The sequence below is a fragment of the Rossellomorea pakistanensis genome (assembly GCF_016908495.1).
Taxonomy (GTDB): Bacteria; Bacillota; Bacilli; order Bacillales; family Bacillaceae_B; genus Rossellomorea; species Rossellomorea pakistanensis.
In genome coordinates, this window is the sequence record NZ_JAFBDZ010000001.1 from 1,184,565 (window position 1) to 1,202,395 (window position 17,831).

A 17,831-nucleotide genomic window follows, 5' to 3' on the forward strand; every position below is an offset into this window, starting at 1 on the left:
AAACATTCGTAAAACTTCATCTCTTCATACGACCTTTATATAATATCATTATTTGAAGGGAAATGCTAGTCTGTTTTTCATCCCATAATGGATTTTTCTAATTTGATCCCTGCAGACATTTTGTATCGCAAAGACTGTTCCTTCTATAGACTCGTTTGGTTTTAATAAGATATCAAGGCTATATACGGCAATAGAAGGTCCCTTTAGTAATGGCTGGTAGGCTAAATGACCGCTTTTCAAGGTTTCTCTCCACATTTCAACGCCTTGATCTGTTAATGGATAGAGTGATTTCCTTACTAAAATTCCTTCCTGTAACGATAGATCAACTAATGTTGTTGAAGAAGAATATTTCCATATTGCATGACTTTTAGGAGAGGTAAAGCTTATATGGTTCCTTTCCTCACGATTAAATTCTAATAAGTAAAACAGCTTTAACCTTTGGTGCGTGTTTAATGTATTACAGATCCTAAATGAATTTCGCTGGATATCTTTATAATAAGAAGTAGCTATATCAATCTCAAAGCCATGCCAAATTGTATTTTCTTTCACTTGCTTCAATGAATGACAATGGCTCTGCTTCATCCATGCAAATACTTCACAAGAGAAAAGGTTCCTGGTCATTTTATCACGATTGATTGGTTGAGATAGATTTATACTCATACGCCTCTACACCTTTTGCCATTGTTTAATTTTTTTTAAATAATAATTCGCAAATTCCTTTGCCAAATTTCTTCGAGAAGCTTTTGAATAAATAATAAACCCCTTTGAAGGTTCATCTATTATTCTTGTCCAGCCGCCGCTCCAATGAGAAATGAATATTTCTTCAGGACGATTAGAATATCGGCCATCGTGTTGATCTTGAAAGAGTAAATCTAGAACTTCTTGTTTCTTGTAAGATGGGCAAGGAGCTAATAATCTTGTAATATATTTACTATTGTGAGGATTTGTTTCACCATTTAGCGACTCGATATTTTCTAGCCAGTCCGAGTCAGGCAGGTAATCTAGTACCTCTGTCACATAGCCTCTTAAATAATCTTCTCTCGCCTTTCTGTAAGAGTCAGGACTCCCAATATCTCTCCAATAATCAGGTGTATTATAAACAAATACTCTTTCTTTATTTCTTAAGAGCGCTGGAAAAACATCCCTGCTAAAATCAGTTTCCCCCAAAAAAGGATATTCACGTATCACCCTTGGATCCATAACATAAATGCCTGTGTTAACCTGTTGAACATCAAGTTTATAATCATTAGGTTTTTCAACAAAGCTAACTAACTTTCCATTTTCATCACTATGACAAATTCCATACTCTAATGGATTCTCAACATTTTTTGAAACGATGGTCACTAGTGCTTTTTTCTGGTTATGAAAATTCACTACATCTTCTATGGAAAGATTTGTGAAAGCATCTCCGCTTATGATGATAAAGGGCTCATCAAGTAAATCTTTAGCCTTAAAAATCCCACCAGCAGATCCTAATGGCTTATACTCGTTTAAATAAGTAATATTAACCCCCCACTCTTCACCGTTTCGAAAATAATTCTTAATGCTTTCCCCCTTATAAAAGATGGTGATAAAAATATCGGTTATCCCAAATTCTTTTAATAGCTTAATACTATATTCCATAACGGGCTTATTCATAATGGGAACCATAGGTTTAGGCGTTTTGAGGGTATAGGGTCTGAGTCTCTTTCCCTCTCCCCCTGCTAATATGACTCCTTTCATAAATAGGATCCTTCCATTTTCTTGTTCAAGGAAACCTCTTCATATACTTTAAGCGTTTGATCAGATATCCGCTCCCAGCTAAATAACATTTGAGCCAATTTATATCCACTTTCCCCTAACCTTTCTTTCAAGCCTTCTTCCTGAAGGATTGACTCAACTTGAAATTTCAGAGAATCTGGATTTTCAGGTTCAAATAGAAGACCAGCATGACCATGTTGTACAATCCCTTTTAGCCCCCCAGTCTTCGATGCAATTACAGCTTTCTTTGCAGCCATTGCCTCTAGAGCAACAATACCGAATGGTTCATAGACACTTGGGAAAATAACGGCTTCACATTTTTCAAGAAGCTCATTCCGTTTGTCATCATCAATAAACCCGATAAATTCAATATAATCTTCTAGATTCTTTTCCTTCACCAATTGTCGGTAATGCTCAAGAAGTGGTCCTTTACCTGCAATCAAAAATTGTCCATCCCATTGCGTTTTGACCATTGATGCCATTTCAATTAAAGTGTCAAAACCTTTTTCTTTAACCATTCTGCCTATGGATAGAAAAAAACGTTTGCCGGATTCATGCTTAGACTTATTCGAACCTCTCTCAACTTCCCAAATATTCACTCCATTCGGAATGATATTAAGCGGAATTTCTCCTAAAGGAAAAACTTCTTGAACTTCTTGTTTCATAAATTCACTACACACAATAATTTGATTCGAGGCATGAATTAATTTCTCTTCCTGCTGATGAATTTTCATTTGAAGATCTGTATAAATCCCTTTATTTCTGCCATGTTCTGTTGCGTGAATAGTGGTTATTAATGGGATAGAGAAATTCTTTTTTAAGTTGATTGCTGCCATTCCTACTACCCAATCATGAGCATGAATAACATCGATTTTTTCACTATTGATTAATTCTACAGCTTTTTCAAAGAGCACCAAGTTTAATTGTGCCACCCAATTTAAAAAGTTTTCCTCAAATCGCTGTAAAGGGTGTACTCGATGAACCTCAACACCATCAGCTACCTCATAAGGTAATCCTTCATCATTTTTGGTTGTTAATACAATGACTCGTTTACCTTTTTTTACTAGCGCTTTAGACAGATCATGTACATGTCTCGCTAATCCCCCAACAATATATGGAGGATACTCCCAGCTTAATAAAAGAATCGCTTCTGCTTCCTCTCGTTTCTCTTTAACCTTTTTATCATTCTGCCACTGACCGAATGTCAAGGCAGAAGGATGTGATGTGAACTGCTCTCTATATGACACAAAATGGGAATCGCTATCATTCTTTTTAATATATTGGTATATGTTTTGAAATGCCTGTTTACATGATACCGAGACTTCATCATCATTTTGATACATGAGCAAATAATGGGCCCACTCTGTAACTAATTGGTGAAGTAATCGTGATGAACTTGATTCTGTTAGACTAGCATTCTTTAAATTCCTTTCCATTTCATGAATAACCATTAATTGCTTTATTTCTTCATCGGAAAATAAAGTCTTTTCTAACTCCATCTCCAGATAACCAAATCCAACCCTTGATAATGAAGTAGGATGTGAAAGCCAAATTTCTTCACTAAAATGGAATGGCTCACTGCCAGAATTAGTCTGTAGAAAGTAGTTTCCATTTTCTTGATTCTTCTCTAGAGGAATAAGTTTCAATCCTCTTGGAGTACGAAGAATCATGTTCTCATCCTTTTCTTTTTCACTAAATTGGTAGGAGTAGCTAGAAATAAATGAGTATTCAATTCCGTTTTCAGTAAGATACAAATCTAATCCTGGTAAGTATGCACAATAAGGTAACCAGAACCCTTTAGGTTTGTTTCCAAATACTTTTTCATAAATCGAAATTGCTCCATTGATTTGAATATCAATTCCAGTGTCTGTGAGTAAATGTGTTAATGGAAAGTGGCTTAAAGATGTAGGAACGATGATTAGCTTTTGATTTTCTTGTAACTTTTGGAGTGCAGCGGGTATATCTTCTTGACAATTCAACCATTGAGAAAAGGATTTTTGAAGCTGATGATTTTCTGATAGTTTATTTTTAAAATAAGTATTGGCCCGCTCTTTAAAATCATCTGTTATGAGCCACTCTAAAATAAGAGGGGAAACGACCATGAGCTTCGTTTCCTGTTTGTGCTCACATAATTCAACTACCTCAAGAAATTCCTCTAATACTCGTTCCACTAATGTGTCGGATTCATTTTTTTTGCATTCTAATGGAGAAAAACCTAAATGCGTAGGCAATATAACGACATTCTGACAACTGTTCACAACCGTCCCTCCTAGTGTTTTTGATCAATCATTTTGGTTATTCCTATTACATTATTCCAAGCCTAAAGTGGCCCAATACGATGAGAACAAAAACACCTAATTCCTAACATAATAAGAATACGTACTAACATGTTCTACCCATTGTGGTTTTTCAACCTGCCCACTTTCAAATTCTATTAGTTCCCTCATGCTGTGATATTCTACTTTGTCCTCCATTCTTGGAGTATGTAATACGTTAGAACGACAAAGACTAAAAAACTTCCCATCCGGTAAGATGATCCCGTATTCTGTACAATAGCTTCTATTAGATTTTAAGCCGTTGATGAACCAATTGTTTGCGTGTTCAGGAACGATCATGTCAAATGTACTGTGATGATTATGGCCATTAAATTCTATGGAAGTAACATCATACAAGCGCAAGAAATATCTAATCTCGTTTCGATTAATTTGAAATTGTTCTAAAACCATTTTTAAGATCTTTTCAGGTACTTTCCAATAAATAAATAATCTTTTTGGACTCGTAAACAATTGTTGTATTTCCGTTCTGAGGGATATATCTTTACGAATACCCTTAACCTTCGCTTTTAATACCCCAGACCTTTTCTTAGGAGTCGGTCTCTTCATCTCTTCCTTTTGTTTTTCTGGTTCGATAGAAATTTGTTTTTGGTGCTTTACCCACTGATACTGAACCTTTCCTACAGTAGAATTAAGTTCCTTTGCGATCTTCCGAAAGGACATTCCTTCCTTACGAAGTTCAATAATTTTCTCAAGCACTTCTTTCACCTCACCTAAATTAAAGATTCTATGTTTTCTATCAAAAAATTATGACGATTTAGATTATATCTTAATGGTATCATCGTAACTAAAAACCTACAATAAACGCATTTTGTCGGTTATTGTTGTATTGCCGCTAACCTTTGACAGATTAACAAAAAATTTTTATTTCTTTTATGAATTTCATTGAAATTTCAAAACAAAGAGCATTTACGACAAGTTTTCATCCTATTTTAATCCCAGACTCGACATTATATTCAAAATAATTTGATAATTTAATACTATTAAATTTTATTTAAAAAATAGAATCATTCTAGTCTTCCTTCTTTATGTATGCTATAAATATGAATAGATTTAAGTATGGGGTGAAGAAAATGAATACAATTACGATCTTACTATTAGGAGTCAGCTTATTACTGTTTGCGTTATCTTTTATTCAAAAAGACCGCTATCGACTACTTGAGAAGGAAGTAGAAGAAGTTTCAATTAATTATCTTCAGGAAAACTATCAAATTAAGAAAAGATTGAAAGTCCTAGAAGAAGAACTTCTTGTAGAAAACGGTGAATCTATAAAAGTACATACGGATACCAAACATAATTTAAAGCAAAAGCCAATTCATGAGATTGTCAAAAATCAGGTCATCTCCCTCCATCAACAAGGAGTACATGTTGACCAAATCGCTAAACAATCTGCACTATCTACTTTTGAAGTAGAAAAAATTATTAATAGCCTTAAGTAGTAAGAAAGGAGAAAGTATGAGTAAGCAATCAACTCGCAGTATTGCCTTTGGATTATTTTTAGCTGGTCTTATATTATTTGTTTATCAGCAATTCTTTTACGAAATCGATGCAAAAGAGAGCATTGCGTTATTAGAAAAAGAAGGATATACCGTTCTTTCAGAAAAAGAAGCAAAAGCAAATGAAAAACAAATAGCACAATTACAGGAACAGTTAGCACAAGCTCCTAAACAAGAAGAAAAAACAGAAGAGAAAACAGATACTAAAAAAGAGCCAAACCAAAAGCAAGAAACAGTCAAAAAAGAGGAACCGAAAGTATATCAAGCCGTCCTCAGCATCACTTCAGGAATGAACATTGTCCAAATTAGTGATAAGTTAGCAGCTAGCAAGATTATAAAGAGTTCAGATGAAATGAGTGACTATTTAGCAGATAAGCATTATGCTGAGCAAATTAAGATTGGTGAATATGAAGTCAATTCTGAAATGACCATCGATCAAATTGCCAAAATTATTACCAAAACAAATTAAGAGGTTAGAAGGATTAGTTTAAGGCTTATCTCGGCAGAAATTACTAATACTGAGCCATGAAGGAAGCCTTCATGGCTCGGCTTATGACCTCTAGAAGATAAGCACTGAAACTAGACGATTTAACAAGATTAAAAATAAAGTTGACCAAATGTAAACGGTCAACTTTGTCATTTAAACACTATTCATTTAAATCGTATCGACGCCCTTTTACTAAATAAAAGACTCCTTCAGCAATATTTGTTGTATGATCAGCTGCTCTTTCTAAATATCGACATACAAAGGATAACTGAGTAATCTGAGCTGTATGCTCTGGCTTTTGTTTATTCATTTCTAATAATTCTCGAATGGTTTCTCCATATAAATCATCAACTTGGTCATCAATGTCCGCAATTCGCTTTGCTTTTATTATATCTTCTTCTACAAATGATTCTAGTGTAAGTTGGATCATTTCATGTGTTAGTGAATACATTTTTTTAATATTATTAATTGGTTTAATAAGGGGCTCTTTTCCAATACGAATAGCAGACTTTGCGACATTCACTCCAAAATCGGCAATTCTTTCTAAATCCGCTGCAACTTTTATAGCTACAATGATTCTTCGTAAATCGGTTGCTACTGGTTGTTGTTTTGCAATTAAGAGAATAGCAAGATCATTAATTTCTTCCTCTAATTGATCCGCTTTTTGATCATCTTCAATAATTTCTAAACAACGATCAATGTCCTGCGCTTCTATAGCTTGTATACTTCTTTCTAAGGCCACTGTTGCAAGTTTACCTAATTCCATTAGTTTATCTTGTAATTCCTTTAGATTGGCATCAAATTGAACACGTACAGCAGACATTATAAACCCTCCAAATGATTATTTTCTTTTTTTAGAAAAAGGAGGATTCCTCATCAACTTCATAGGAATCCTCTTATTCTTATTTCTATTTTTTATTATCCGAATCTACCCGAAATGTAGTCTTCTGTACGTTTATCTGATGGATTCGAGAAAATCTTATCGGTTTCATCAAATTCAATCACTTCTCCATTTAAGAAGAATGCAGTTCGGTCAGAAATACGTGCAGCCTGTTGCATATTATGTGTAACAATAATAATACTGTAATCCTTTTTCAATTCTTGAACCAGTTCCTCTACCTTTAAGGTTGAGATCGGGTCAAGTGCCGATGTTGGTTCATCCATTAAGATAACATCAGGCTCAATAGCTAAGCATCGAGCAATACAGATTCTTTGCTGCTGACCACCAGACAAACCGTAAGCATTTTCTTTTAATCGATCTTTAACCTCATCCCAGATAGCTGCACCGCGTAAGCTTTTCTCAACAATTTGATCAAGTGTTTTTTTATTACGAATACCATGAATTCTTGGTCCATACGCAATATTATCATAAATAGACTTAGGAAATGGGTTTGGCTTTTGAAAAACCATCCCTACTTTTGTACGAAGAGATTCCACACGATAATCTTTTCCAAAGATATTCTTTTCACGATAAAGAATTTCCCCTGAAGTTTTCACGCTTGGGACAAGCTCAATCATGCGATTTAGTGTTTTGATAAATGTAGACTTACCACAGCCCGATGGACCGATTATGGCGGTTACTTCATTTTCACGAATATCTAAATCAATGTTCTTTAAAGCATGATTTGTTCCATACCATAAATTAAGTTGATTTGTTTTGTATACAGCCTTTTTATTTGTTTCTTTACCTGATTTATTTTTAGCTGAATTTCTTTCTAGTGTAATTTGCATTTAAAAAGCCTCCTTCATCCTGTAAAAGCCAATAAATTAATAACGTTTCTGGAACTTATTCCGGATTATGACTGCAATTGTATTCATAATCAGTAATAGTAATAACAGAATGATAATTCCTGATGCTGCTAACTGATGGAATTCCTCTTGCGGTCTTGATGTCCAGTTATAAATTTGCATCGGTAAAGCAGTAAACATATCCATTACTGAACTTGGTAAAAAGGCAATAAATGTCGGTATTCCGATTACAACTAATGGAGCCGTTTCACCAATTGCTCTCGATAATGCAAGAATTGCCCCTGTAATAATCCCTGGAATTGCCGCTGGGAGCACCACTCTAAGAATCGTCTGCCATTTGGTAGCACCCATACCATATGACGCTTCCCTTAGTTCAGACGGGACTGAGCGGATAGCTTCCTGTGATGCGACGATAATAACAGGTAGTATGAGCAAACTCATGGTAAAGCCTGCAGCTAGAATACTCGTTCCTAGTAGTAATGCTCTTACAAAAATCGTTAAACCTAATAGGCCAAATACAACGGATGGTACCCCCGCAAGGTTCGAAATATTAATTTGAATAAAACGATTGATTTTATTTTGCTTTGCGTATTCCTCCAAATAAATAGAAGTTCCTACTCCTAGTACAAATGTAACTGGAGCAATAACCCCCATCATCCAGACGGATCCGACTATCGCAGCTTTAATCCCTGCTCGTTCAGGTATACGAGACGGAAAGTTCTGTAGGAAATCCATGCTTAGAAAACCATACCCTTGAGTGAATATCCGATATAGAAGGATTGCAAGGACAAGTAACCCGAATAATGTCGCTACAAAGAATAGACTTCTAAAAAAGTTATTAAATAGAATTCGGGAAGACATTTTTTTCGTAACTTCATCATGATTAATGAATCTCATTAGTATTCCTCCCTAAATCTTTTAGAAATATATTGTGCCAACATATTCATCAATAACGTAAATAGGAACAATGTAAATCCTACTGCATAGATACTATAGTAGATTGTTGTTCCGTATCCGGCGTCTCCTGTACTAACCTGTACAATATAAGACGTCATTGTTTGTAAAGAGCCCATAATGTCCATATCGAAAGTCGGTGTAGAACCAGCTGCAACTGTTACAATCATGGTTTCACCAATTGCACGTGATACCGCTAATACGATTGATGCAATGATTCCTGAAATAGCTGCTGGTAAAACCACTTTGATCGCAACTTCAAATTTAGTTGCACCAAGTGCAATTGCCCCTTCTCGAATGGAATTTGGAACTGATCCCATCGCATCTTCTGAAAGTGATGCAACCATAGGGATGATCATTACCCCTACTACAATACCAGGACTTAGAGCATTAAAGATTTCTAATGATGGCATAAAAGATCTTAATACGGGAGTGACAAAGGTTAAGGCAAAGAAACCATAAACAATTGTCGGAATACCTGCTAGAACCTCTAATATCGGTTTGATTATTCTTCGAACCCGATCACTAGCATATTCACTCAAATAAATGGCTGCCCCTAGCCCAATTGGTACAGCTACAATTGTAGCAATAACCGTAATTTTTAAAGTTCCCACAATTAATGGCAACACCCCAAATTCTCCATTTGTTTCAGAGAAAGGATACCATACCTTCCCAGTAATAAATTCAACAATTGAAACCCTTTGGAAGAATGTAAATGTTTCAAACACCAGTGTAAATAGAATACCCGCTGTCGTAAGTACTGAAACGGCTGCTAATAAAAACAAGACCCCTGGAACGATTTTCTCAATTGTATGAGATGTTCCTCTTTTGCTTTTTTCTTCAATCATCTGTTGAACAGACAATGTTCTTGAAGTATTTGAAGCCAATGAAATAACCCCTTTCACTAACATAACAAGATGAGAAGCGTAAAAATCGGCTTCTCATCTTGTTCTATTTTTAAAAAATCACCTTTATTTACGAAGCTCTTCTAGTTTTTCAAGTTGTTTAGTATATTTTTCTTCAGGAAGTGATACATATCCTACTTCTTCTGCCATTACACCAGCGTTTTCAAGAAGGAATTTAGTATAATCATGCATCGCATCATCTTCTTTAATCGCATCATTGATTACATAAGTGTACAAAGGACGAGATAATGGTGCATACTCTCCACTTTCAATGGTTTCATTCGTTGGTTCAACAGGACCTTCTCCACCATCAACAGGAACAACTTTTAAGTTATCTTTGTTTTCAAGGTAGTAAGCATATCCAAAGTAACCAATAGCATTCTTGTCGCCTGAAACTCCTTGTACAAGTACATTATCATCTTCAGATAATGTTGCACCTTTATTGATTTGTGCATCTTCAAGAATTACTTCATTGAAATAATCATATGTTCCAGAGTCAGTACCTGGAGAATAGAACTTGATTTCTTCATCTGGCCATCCCTCACGAATATCTGACCACTTGATAGGTTTTCCAGTATCAACCCACATTTTCTTTAACTCTTCAACTGTTAGATGATCTACCCAATCGTTTTCTTTATTCACAACAACTGAAAGCCCGTCATACGCTAGTTCTAGTTCAGTATAATCTAAGCCTTTTTCTTCTAAAGCAGCTTTTTCTTCTTCTTTAATAGGACGAGAAGCATTACTAATCTTGATTTCACCAGCGATTAATTTCTCAAAACCTCCACCTGAACCTGAAAGTCCAACTGTTACATTAACTTCTGGTTGTGATAACATGTATTCTTCTGCAACTGCTTCTGCAATTGGGAATACTGTAGAAGAACCATCAATATTAATTTCACCTTGAAGCTGCTTATCTCCAGCCTCTTCAGTTTTCGAACCATTTCCACCGTTGTTTCCTTCTGCGTTATCAGTTCCACATGCCGCTAACATTAATGCGGATCCAATCATTGCTGACATTGCTAGATACTTAAAGCTTTTCATTCCTAAATTCCCCCTAAGAAATTTGGTTGTTTTGTCCTACGAGTTATAGATTAATAGATAAGTGTTAATTCGGTTTTAACTATTTGTAAAGCTTTTGTAAATTCGACATTTTTTTTATAAAATCACTTCCATTTTTTCATTAAAAACCGCTTTACTACAGTAATGATCACCTTTATAATATTTTCTTCCTAAAACTACATTTTATGCATAAAAAAAGGTTGACCTTTGATTAAGGCCAACCTACTTTTGTTCTATTCATTCTCTTCTCTAGCCGCTTCTTGAATTTCTTCTACTTTTTCTAAATTTTCGACTTTCTTCGTTACTTTTGATTGATCTAATCCTTGTTTAGCTCGTTTCTTTTTCAGTTCAAAATACTTATCTAAAGCTCTTCTTGAGATTGCTTCATTTATTGCTGGGTCTATTGTCTGATGTGAATAAGGAATAACAGTTGAAAACGCGACTTCTGGATTATTATATGGCGCATAACCAATTAATGTTGTATTGTAAGTCTCTTTATTTTTCTTTGTTTCAGGATCATAGTAGAAGGCCTCTGCCGTTCCAGACTTACCTGCTGCTACATATTCAGCATCATGAAAAGCATCAGCAGCTGTTCCATCTGAACCATGAAAGACTTGATAAAATCCTTTTTGAACTTGTTTAATTTCATTTTGGGTAGCATTAATTCGATTTAATACATTAACTTCTTTTTCATATATAATTGGCCCTAATTCTGTACTATTGCTTACAGGCTCTCTTACTTCTTTCATCACATGAGGCTGAATTCTTGCTCCTCCGTTAGCAATGACAGAAACATATTGTGCCAGCTGCATCGGTGTATAAGTGTCATATTGACCAATCGCAAAATCCAATAAATAACCGGGATTCTTCGTATTTCCTTTATATCCGACGAACTCACCTGGAAGATCAATGCCGGTAGGGACACCCAATCCGAATTGAGCAAAATGATTTCTCATAATAGTAAATGCACCAGGATCATAGTTATTGATGGGTTCATTTCGTGTATACTGTGCTCCAGCAATTCTTAATGCCAACTTCCACATATAAGCATTCGATGATTTTTCTAGAGCGAATACATCTGATATCGACTTTGCCGGTCCGTATTTGTTAAACCACGAGCCCTTCTTTGGAGTTCCTTTAATATAAAGAGGTTCATCAATTAAGTGTTCACCAGGAGTTAAATTATCCGTCATATATCCTGTTAATACTGTAGCCCCTTTTGCTGCAGACCCTACAATATAAGAACTTGTAAAAGTCCCTAATGCATAATCCTGAATTTCATATTTACCATTCTCGGGGTTTTTTGCATATTTTTTTCCTACCATTGCAAGAATATCACCTGTATTTGGGTCCATGAGAACAAAAAACGCTCTATCTGTATAAGGTGAATCTGCTCGACTCATCGTCTTTTTTAATTCTTCTTCGACGATTTTTTCGATTTCTTGCTGTAACTCCATATCAATAGTTAGTACTAGATCTTTTCCTCTCTGCCCTTCTTGAATGAGCTTTGAATCAAGAACACTTCCATCTTTTGTAATATTTTTGATTTTTTCTTTCTGTCCCTGAAGAACATCTTCGTATTGTAATTCAATATAACTTTTACCTACGCGGTCATTCCTTTTATACCCTTGTGCAATATAATAGTCTACTAGATTGCTAGGGAGTCCTTCTCTTGAAGAAGAAACATTGCCAAGAATGGAGCGTAACGTTTTATCAAAGGCATAGGTTCGCTCCCAATCCGTTGTTGTGTTTATTCCAGGCAAATCTTGAAGATGCTCACTAACTCTTGCAAACTCTTCTTTTGTAACGTCTTTATTCTTAACAATTTGAGGTACTAATGCATACCCACTTGTAAATTCTCTATAGATAGCAAGAACCTCTATATCTTCAGCTGTCAATGAATTTATTTCTTTTTCTGAGATACGATCCAATGTAAGTTGATATATTTCACTATTTACTTGATCCTCAGATAGTTCTTCATTATTTAAAAGTTTTTGTCTTTCTTTTTCCGTAACCTTTCCTTCTGCTTCTTCAGGATGCTTCATTATCCAGAAATCTTTTTTATCTCTTTCTGTCACTTCTTTTGTCTCTTTCTCAATTAATGTCGAAAGCTGCTCTGCGACTTTTAACATTTCTTCCTGTGAAGTAGATTGTGTTCTAGTATATGTGATCGCATTTAATGGAAGGTTGTCCACAACAACATTTCCGTACCGATCATAAATTTTCCCTCGAGGTACACTTGTATCAACAACTACATCTTCTGTACGCTCTACTTCTTTTTTATATTCCTCTCCACTTACAATTTGAACTACACCGAGTCGTAGAACGAGTAAAGAAAATAACAAAAAAACTGCAAAGAAAAGAAGATTCATTCTAGTTGGTACATGCGTTCTTTTCTTTTTCCTATTTCTATTCAAAACGTACAATCCTTCCTATATGTAAAATCCTATTTCTATTCTATATTTTAAAGAAGATAGGGGTTTTTTTCTATAGTTGAATAGTTCCTTTTATAGGGAAAATAAAGGTAAACAGACACCGGAAAATAGCAAATGAGAACAGCCATAATCCGGTATGTCTTTATGATGGACTCGGAATCGTTACTTTTCGAATAAAGTAGTAGATCAATGTGTGCCCTGCCCCAATCAAGAGCAATAATATTGGAATGCTGTCTTCTTGATTAAAGAAACTAATGGCAACGATAAAAGCAAGAACAGAAACGACTCTTCCTAAATTAAGAAAGATCTCCCTAACCACAATGTATTCAATCCTCATTTCCGCCGCCTTCCAACCTGTTCCAATGACATCGTATGTCATCGAGATATAAGGGACTAAAAGGATTGGATAGGCAACCGCAATCGTTGCAGCGTACATCAGCAACTTTGTATAGCTAATGTCAAATACAATAAGGAAGATTGCTGCGTATAAAAGGAGACCTCCTGCTAATATTGCTTTTTTCCTCTGTTCTTTTTTTATTAACCTTGAGGCTAGATAATAGCCTACAAAAGCAATCCCTGAATTTACTAAACCGAAAGTCCCAATTGCGAATTCACTTCCAGTACTAATAAAGATGAAAACAGAAATAACAAAAGCAAATGTTCCTTCCCTAAGTCCTTGGAAGAAATGAGCGTTTGTAATTAGTTTCCAATTTTTGTTATGTTTTCGTTCTTCAAGTATTCTTAAAAAGCAATATCTTCCCGATGCTGGTCGGCGATTTAAAAAGAAACTTAGTAATACGGCCACTGAAAATAAGGTTAGCGATATCCCAAATACAATAGTGTAGCCTTGGTAGGAGACAAACCTTGAAATGATAAACCCTGCAAGGATAGGACCAATCATTCCTCCAACTGAAGTTAATATCCCCATAAAACCATTAAAGAAATCTCTTGTCTCTGGCTCTGTAATTTCAAAGGTTAACACGTTAAAGGCCAACCAATAAAACCCATAACCAATTCCGAGAAGCGCACCTAGTACAATTAAAAAGTCACCAGCATTTTTGCCAAAAAATAAAACGGACAAATAAAAAAGGGCTAAGAATATGACCCCAATCCGTAAAACAATAACACGGTCTACTTTTTTAGCCCATCTACCAGCGAGAATAAATGTTAAAGGCTGAAAGACGACAACGGTTAAATTATAGATCCCTAAATCTAAGTACTCACCGGATTGCTTCCATAAATAAATATTTACAAATGTATTTGATAAAGCAACACTAAGTGAGTAAAGACCTCCAATTAATAGCAATAATGAAAGATCCCTTGTTAAGTCGATGTCACCAATAATTTTTTTATAGCTACTCATAATAAACTCCCCTTTTTCGTACTCCTATTTTTTGAAAAAGGGGAGAAAGTTATACAAAAAAGAGCCCTCAAAGAGGACTCTTTTACTTTCCAGTTACTTTGCAGAAGTGTAAAGGTTCGATACTTCTTCCCAATTGACTACATTCCAGAATGCATTGATATAGTCAGGACGGCGGTTTTGATAGTTAAGGTAATAAGCATGTTCCCAAACATCAAGGCCAAGGATTGGTGTCTTACCTTCCATTAATGGAGAATCTTGATTTGGAGTGCTTGTCACTTCAAGCTCACCATTATTTACTACTAACCAAGCCCAACCAGATCCGAATCGACCTGCAGCTGCTGCAGCAAATTCTTCTTTAAACTTCTCAACGCTACCAAATTTAGCCGTGATAGCATCAGCCAGTTCACCAGCTGGAGCTCCACCACCATTTGGTGAAAGAATCGTCCAGAATAATGAATGGTTTACATGTCCTCCACCATTATTACGAACAGCTGTGCGAACACCTTCTGGAACTGCATCAAGATTGGCAACAACTTCTTCTACAGATTTGCTAAGAAGTTCAGCGTTTCCTTCTAATGCATCGTTTAATTTTGTTACATAAGCATTATGGTGCTTTGTGTGGTGAATATTCATTGTTTCTTTGTCAATGTGAGGCTCTAGTGCATCATACGCATAAGGTAATTGTGGTAATTCGAATGCCATGATTAAATTCCTCCCTATGTAGAATATTTTGAATAGTAAAACGAATTCCTCGTTTTCAATTTAAGAGTATCAAAAACCTTAGATTCCTTCAAATAATATGCTTTCAAAGTATCAAAAAGGTTCTAGACCTCATTAAAATCCCCGACTTACTAATAATTATACTTGCTAACCGCTCTTAAAGAACGGCGATTAGGAAGTAAATGACCATTATGGCCTGGATAATCCCTTTAGTAATGACGCTTGAAATAAAGCCAATCAATGAACCGAGCCCAACTTTTAAAGCTGAATTCCAGTTTGTCTTATTGACCAACATTTCTCCGATGACAGCTCCCAGAAAAGGACCAATTAAAATTCCAAAAACAGGGATCACGAATGGTCCTATCAATAATCCAATCGTACTTCCCCATATTCCCGCCTTACTTCCACCATATTTTTTTACTCCAATTAAATTTGTAAGGTAATCGGCTCCAAATAAAAGGACTACAAACAAAATCTGAATCATCCAAAACCAAACATTAAATGGTTCGAAAGTAAACAAAAATCCATAAAGTATGAAGGCACCAAAAATAAATAAAACACTAGGGATAATAGGATATATTAACCCGACAAAGCCTATTATCAACAATGCTATAATTAGGACCCAATATATAATCTCCAAATGGCTAATCTCCTTTTTTGTCAGTATACCTTTCATTATAAAGAAAAAGGAGCTAGATTCAAAAAGAACCAACTCCTTTTTTCTCTTATTATTCGACACCTAATACTGCTTCAGCTATGTTTACTGCATGATCTCCAATACGTTCAAGATTGCTAATAATATCGACAAAGACAATTCCTGCTTGTCCACTACATTGTCCTTCATTTAAACGAAGAATATGTTTCTTACGAAGCTTTCTCTCCATTTTATCGATTAGGTCTTCTTTTTCTGCAACTTCTCTTGCTAAATTATGATCATTTGTATCTAATGCATTGACGGCCTTCTGAACGGTTTCAATTGTAAGACTAAACATTCCCTCCAGGTCATCCATTGCATCAGAAGTAATCTTCACTTTATTTGAAAGTTGGTACTCAACAAGTTCGATTATATTTTCGAAATGGTCACCAATCCGTTCAATATCTCGGACGGTATCCATTAAGATTGAATGCTTCTCAGATTCTGGCCCAGACAATGAAGTGGCAGATATATCAACAAGATAATCTGTGATCTTTTTGTCTAGATTATTAATTGCATCTTCAATTTGATAGGCAGCGTCTGAGTGTTTACTTTGCTTTGTCTTTAAATACTCATTCGTTTCTTCTAATCCTTTAACAGCAAACGATCCCATTCGTAAAATTTCTTCTTTTGCTTGACCAAGAGCAATGGATGGAGATTGTTCAATAAATATTGGATCTAAATGTTTTGCTTTATATTCAACAAGTGAGTCTTCACCCGGAATTAACTTTGTTACGATTACTGCTAACATCGCAATGAATGGAAATTGAATGATTGTATTTGTAAGGTTGAAAGTACCATGGGCAAACGCAATCGTCATTTCCGGATTTAAGTTAAATTGAGTTTGTAAAAATAATACAAGTTTCTCGAATAACGGTAAGGCAATCAAGAAGATTGTCGTTCCAATTAGGTTAAATAGAACATGTGTAGCAGCGGCTCTTCTAGCGGCAACCGATGCACCAATTGATGCTAATACTGCTGTTATCGTTGTACCGATATTATCTCCAAATAGTACTGGTAATGCTGCATTTATATCTAAAAGTCCTTGTCCAAATAATTCTTGCAGTATTCCAATGGTAGCAGAAGAACTTTGGACAATAACCGTAAAGACTGTTCCGATTACAACTCCAAGGAGAGGGTTACTACTCATGCTTACAGTCAAATCGGTAAATGCTTCTAAGGAGCGAAGTGGTTTCATACCAGAACTCATTAATTCAAGACCATAGAATAAAGCCCCAAAACCGAAAGCTATTTGGCCAAGGGACTGAACATTTTTATTTTTAAAGAAAAATAAAAGAAATGTCCCAAGAGCTATGATCGGTAAAGCATACGCTCCAATGTCAAAACCAATGATAAAGGCTGTTACCGTTGTTCCAATATTAGCCCCCATGATTACACCAATCGCTTGGCGTAATGTCATAAATCCTGCACTTACAAGCCCAACCGTTAATACGGTTGTTCCACTACTTGACTGAATGAGGACCGTTACAATAATACCAGCCAATACTCCCATAAAAGGATTCGTGGTAAACCGGTCAAGAATATCCCTTAAGCGATCTCCAGCTGATTTTTGTAATCCGTCACCCATGTACTTGATTCCAAACAGGAATACACCAAGGCCACCCAAAAATTCAAATAGCATTTGTTGCCAATTAAGATCCATTATTTCAACCCCTAAATATATTTATTCGACATATAACAACAAAAACCCCATACAAATTATTAATGATAACTAGGTGATATGTAAATAACTTTTTCGTAAAATTTACATTTCGTTAATATTTTTACGTAATATTACAGAAAGATTACTAAACACTGAATATTCTTATTTATAGACAGAACTTGAAGATAAGCTTATCGGAAGAATAAAATAAGAAAGAACCTAATGATTCT

16 protein-coding genes are annotated in these 17,831 nt (G+C 35.3%); 2 read left to right on the plus strand and 14 right to left on the minus strand.

What is annotated here, in order from left to right:
- Positions 1–48: 48 nt before the first annotated feature.
- The 4 genes from JOC86_RS05835 to JOC86_RS05850 all read right to left on the minus strand — a co-directional run bounded on the left by JOC86_RS05835 (position 49) and on the right by JOC86_RS05850 (position 4,772).
- Positions 49–660 carry a hypothetical protein gene (locus tag JOC86_RS05835; protein ID WP_205168903.1) on the minus strand — a complete coding sequence of 204 codons (612 nt, stop codon included), beginning with the start codon at positions 658–660 and terminating at the stop codon, positions 49–51.
- 6 nt (positions 661–666) lie between these two features.
- Positions 667–1,722 (minus strand): nucleotidyltransferase family protein, encoded by a 1,056-nt coding sequence (locus JOC86_RS05840; protein WP_205168905.1) that lies wholly within the window; start codon positions 1,720–1,722, stop codon positions 667–669.
- A complete protein-coding gene (locus JOC86_RS05845) occupies positions 1,719–3,998 on the minus strand; it encodes a glycosyltransferase (RefSeq protein WP_205168907.1) in 2,280 nt (759 codons plus the stop codon). The genes JOC86_RS05840 and JOC86_RS05845 overlap by 4 nt, the downstream gene beginning before the upstream one ends.
- Before the next feature lie 96 nt (positions 3,999–4,094).
- Positions 4,095–4,772: a DUF4912 domain-containing protein gene (locus JOC86_RS05850; protein WP_205168909.1), complete on the minus strand. Its 678-nt coding sequence runs from the start codon at positions 4,770–4,772 to the stop codon at positions 4,095–4,097.
- Positions 4,773–5,146: 374 nt separating this feature from the next.
- Here JOC86_RS05850 and JOC86_RS05855 point away from each other — a divergent pair, with 374 nt between their 5' ends.
- Both JOC86_RS05855 and JOC86_RS05860 read left to right on the plus strand, forming a co-directional pair.
- A complete protein-coding gene (locus JOC86_RS05855; protein WP_205168911.1) occupies positions 5,147–5,512 on the plus strand; it encodes a hypothetical protein in 366 nt (121 codons plus the stop codon).
- A gap of 16 nt (positions 5,513–5,528) precedes the next feature.
- Entirely contained in the window at positions 5,529–6,038 is a 510-nt protein-coding gene (locus tag JOC86_RS05860) for an endolytic transglycosylase MltG (protein WP_205168913.1), read from the plus strand.
- 178 nt (positions 6,039–6,216) lie between these two features.
- Here the strand turns inward: JOC86_RS05860 and phoU are convergent, their stop codons facing one another.
- The 10 genes from phoU to JOC86_RS05910 form a co-directional block, all read right to left on the minus strand.
- A complete protein-coding gene (phoU, locus tag JOC86_RS05865; protein WP_205168915.1) occupies positions 6,217–6,879 on the minus strand; it encodes a phosphate signaling complex protein PhoU in 663 nt (220 codons plus the stop codon).
- 95 nt (positions 6,880–6,974) lie between these two features.
- A complete protein-coding gene (pstB, locus tag JOC86_RS05870; protein WP_205168917.1) occupies positions 6,975–7,787 on the minus strand; it encodes a phosphate ABC transporter ATP-binding protein PstB in 813 nt (270 codons plus the stop codon).
- 36 nt (positions 7,788–7,823) lie between these two features.
- Positions 7,824–8,702 carry a phosphate ABC transporter permease PstA gene (gene pstA, locus JOC86_RS05875; protein ID WP_205168919.1) on the minus strand — a complete coding sequence of 293 codons (879 nt, stop codon included), beginning with the start codon at positions 8,700–8,702 and terminating at the stop codon, positions 7,824–7,826.
- Positions 8,702–9,670 (minus strand): phosphate ABC transporter permease subunit PstC, encoded by a 969-nt coding sequence (gene pstC, locus JOC86_RS05880; RefSeq protein ID WP_205168921.1) that lies wholly within the window; start codon positions 9,668–9,670, stop codon positions 8,702–8,704. Before pstC ends, pstA begins: the two co-directional genes overlap by 1 nt.
- A 60-nt stretch (positions 9,671–9,730) precedes the next feature.
- A complete protein-coding gene (locus tag JOC86_RS05885) occupies positions 9,731–10,708 on the minus strand; it encodes a PstS family phosphate ABC transporter substrate-binding protein (RefSeq protein ID WP_205168923.1) in 978 nt (325 codons plus the stop codon).
- Positions 10,709–10,959: 251 nt separating this feature from the next.
- Complete coding sequence (locus JOC86_RS05890) at positions 10,960–13,098, minus strand: peptidoglycan D,D-transpeptidase FtsI family protein (RefSeq protein WP_205170158.1); 2,139 nt, start codon at positions 13,096–13,098, stop codon at positions 10,960–10,962.
- Between the two features lie 205 nt (positions 13,099–13,303).
- Positions 13,304–14,524 carry an MFS transporter gene (locus JOC86_RS05895; RefSeq protein WP_205168925.1) on the minus strand — a complete coding sequence of 407 codons (1,221 nt, stop codon included), beginning with the start codon at positions 14,522–14,524 and terminating at the stop codon, positions 13,304–13,306.
- A gap of 93 nt (positions 14,525–14,617) precedes the next feature.
- Positions 14,618–15,226 (minus strand): superoxide dismutase SodA, encoded by a 609-nt coding sequence (gene sodA, locus JOC86_RS05900; RefSeq protein ID WP_205168927.1) that lies wholly within the window; start codon positions 15,224–15,226, stop codon positions 14,618–14,620.
- A gap of 175 nt (positions 15,227–15,401) precedes the next feature.
- Positions 15,402–15,884 (minus strand): DUF456 domain-containing protein, encoded by a 483-nt coding sequence (locus JOC86_RS05905; RefSeq protein ID WP_205168929.1) that lies wholly within the window; start codon positions 15,882–15,884, stop codon positions 15,402–15,404.
- An 88-nt stretch (positions 15,885–15,972) separates the two neighbouring features.
- Positions 15,973–17,601, minus strand: coding sequence for a Na/Pi cotransporter family protein (locus tag JOC86_RS05910; protein WP_205168931.1), 1,629 nt, complete (start codon positions 17,599–17,601; stop codon positions 15,973–15,975).
- Between the last annotated feature and the right edge of the window lie 230 nt (positions 17,602–17,831).

Coding starts and splice junctions, on each gene's coding strand:
- JOC86_RS05835 (WP_205168903.1), bottom strand. CDS start 660: ATGAGTATAAATCTATCTCAACCAATCAATCGTGATAAAATGACCAGG.
- JOC86_RS05840 (WP_205168905.1), bottom strand. CDS start 1,722: ATGAAAGGAGTCATATTAGCAGGGGGAGAGGGAAAGAGACTCAGACCC.
- JOC86_RS05855 (WP_205168911.1), top strand. CDS start 5,147: ATGAATACAATTACGATCTTACTATTAGGAGTCAGCTTATTACTGTTT.
- JOC86_RS05860 (WP_205168913.1), top strand. CDS start 5,529: ATGAGTAAGCAATCAACTCGCAGTATTGCCTTTGGATTATTTTTAGCT.
- phoU (WP_205168915.1), bottom strand. CDS start 6,879: ATGTCTGCTGTACGTGTTCAATTTGATGCCAATCTAAAGGAATTACAA.
- pstB (WP_205168917.1), bottom strand. CDS start 7,787: ATGCAAATTACACTAGAAAGAAATTCAGCTAAAAATAAATCAGGTAAA.
- pstA (WP_205168919.1), bottom strand. CDS start 8,702: ATGAGATTCATTAATCATGATGAAGTTACGAAAAAAATGTCTTCCCGA.
- pstC (WP_205168921.1), bottom strand. CDS start 9,670: ATGTTAGTGAAAGGGGTTATTTCATTGGCTTCAAATACTTCAAGAACA.
- JOC86_RS05885 (WP_205168923.1), bottom strand. CDS start 10,708: ATGAAAAGCTTTAAGTATCTAGCAATGTCAGCAATGATTGGATCCGCA.
- JOC86_RS05890 (WP_205170158.1), bottom strand. CDS start 13,098: ATGAATCTTCTTTTCTTTGCAGTTTTTTTGTTATTTTCTTTACTCGTT.
- JOC86_RS05895 (WP_205168925.1), bottom strand. CDS start 14,524: ATGAGTAGCTATAAAAAAATTATTGGTGACATCGACTTAACAAGGGAT.
- sodA (WP_205168927.1), bottom strand. CDS start 15,226: ATGGCATTCGAATTACCACAATTACCTTATGCGTATGATGCACTAGAG.
- JOC86_RS05910 (WP_205168931.1), bottom strand. CDS start 17,601: ATGGATCTTAATTGGCAACAAATGCTATTTGAATTTTTGGGTGGCCTT.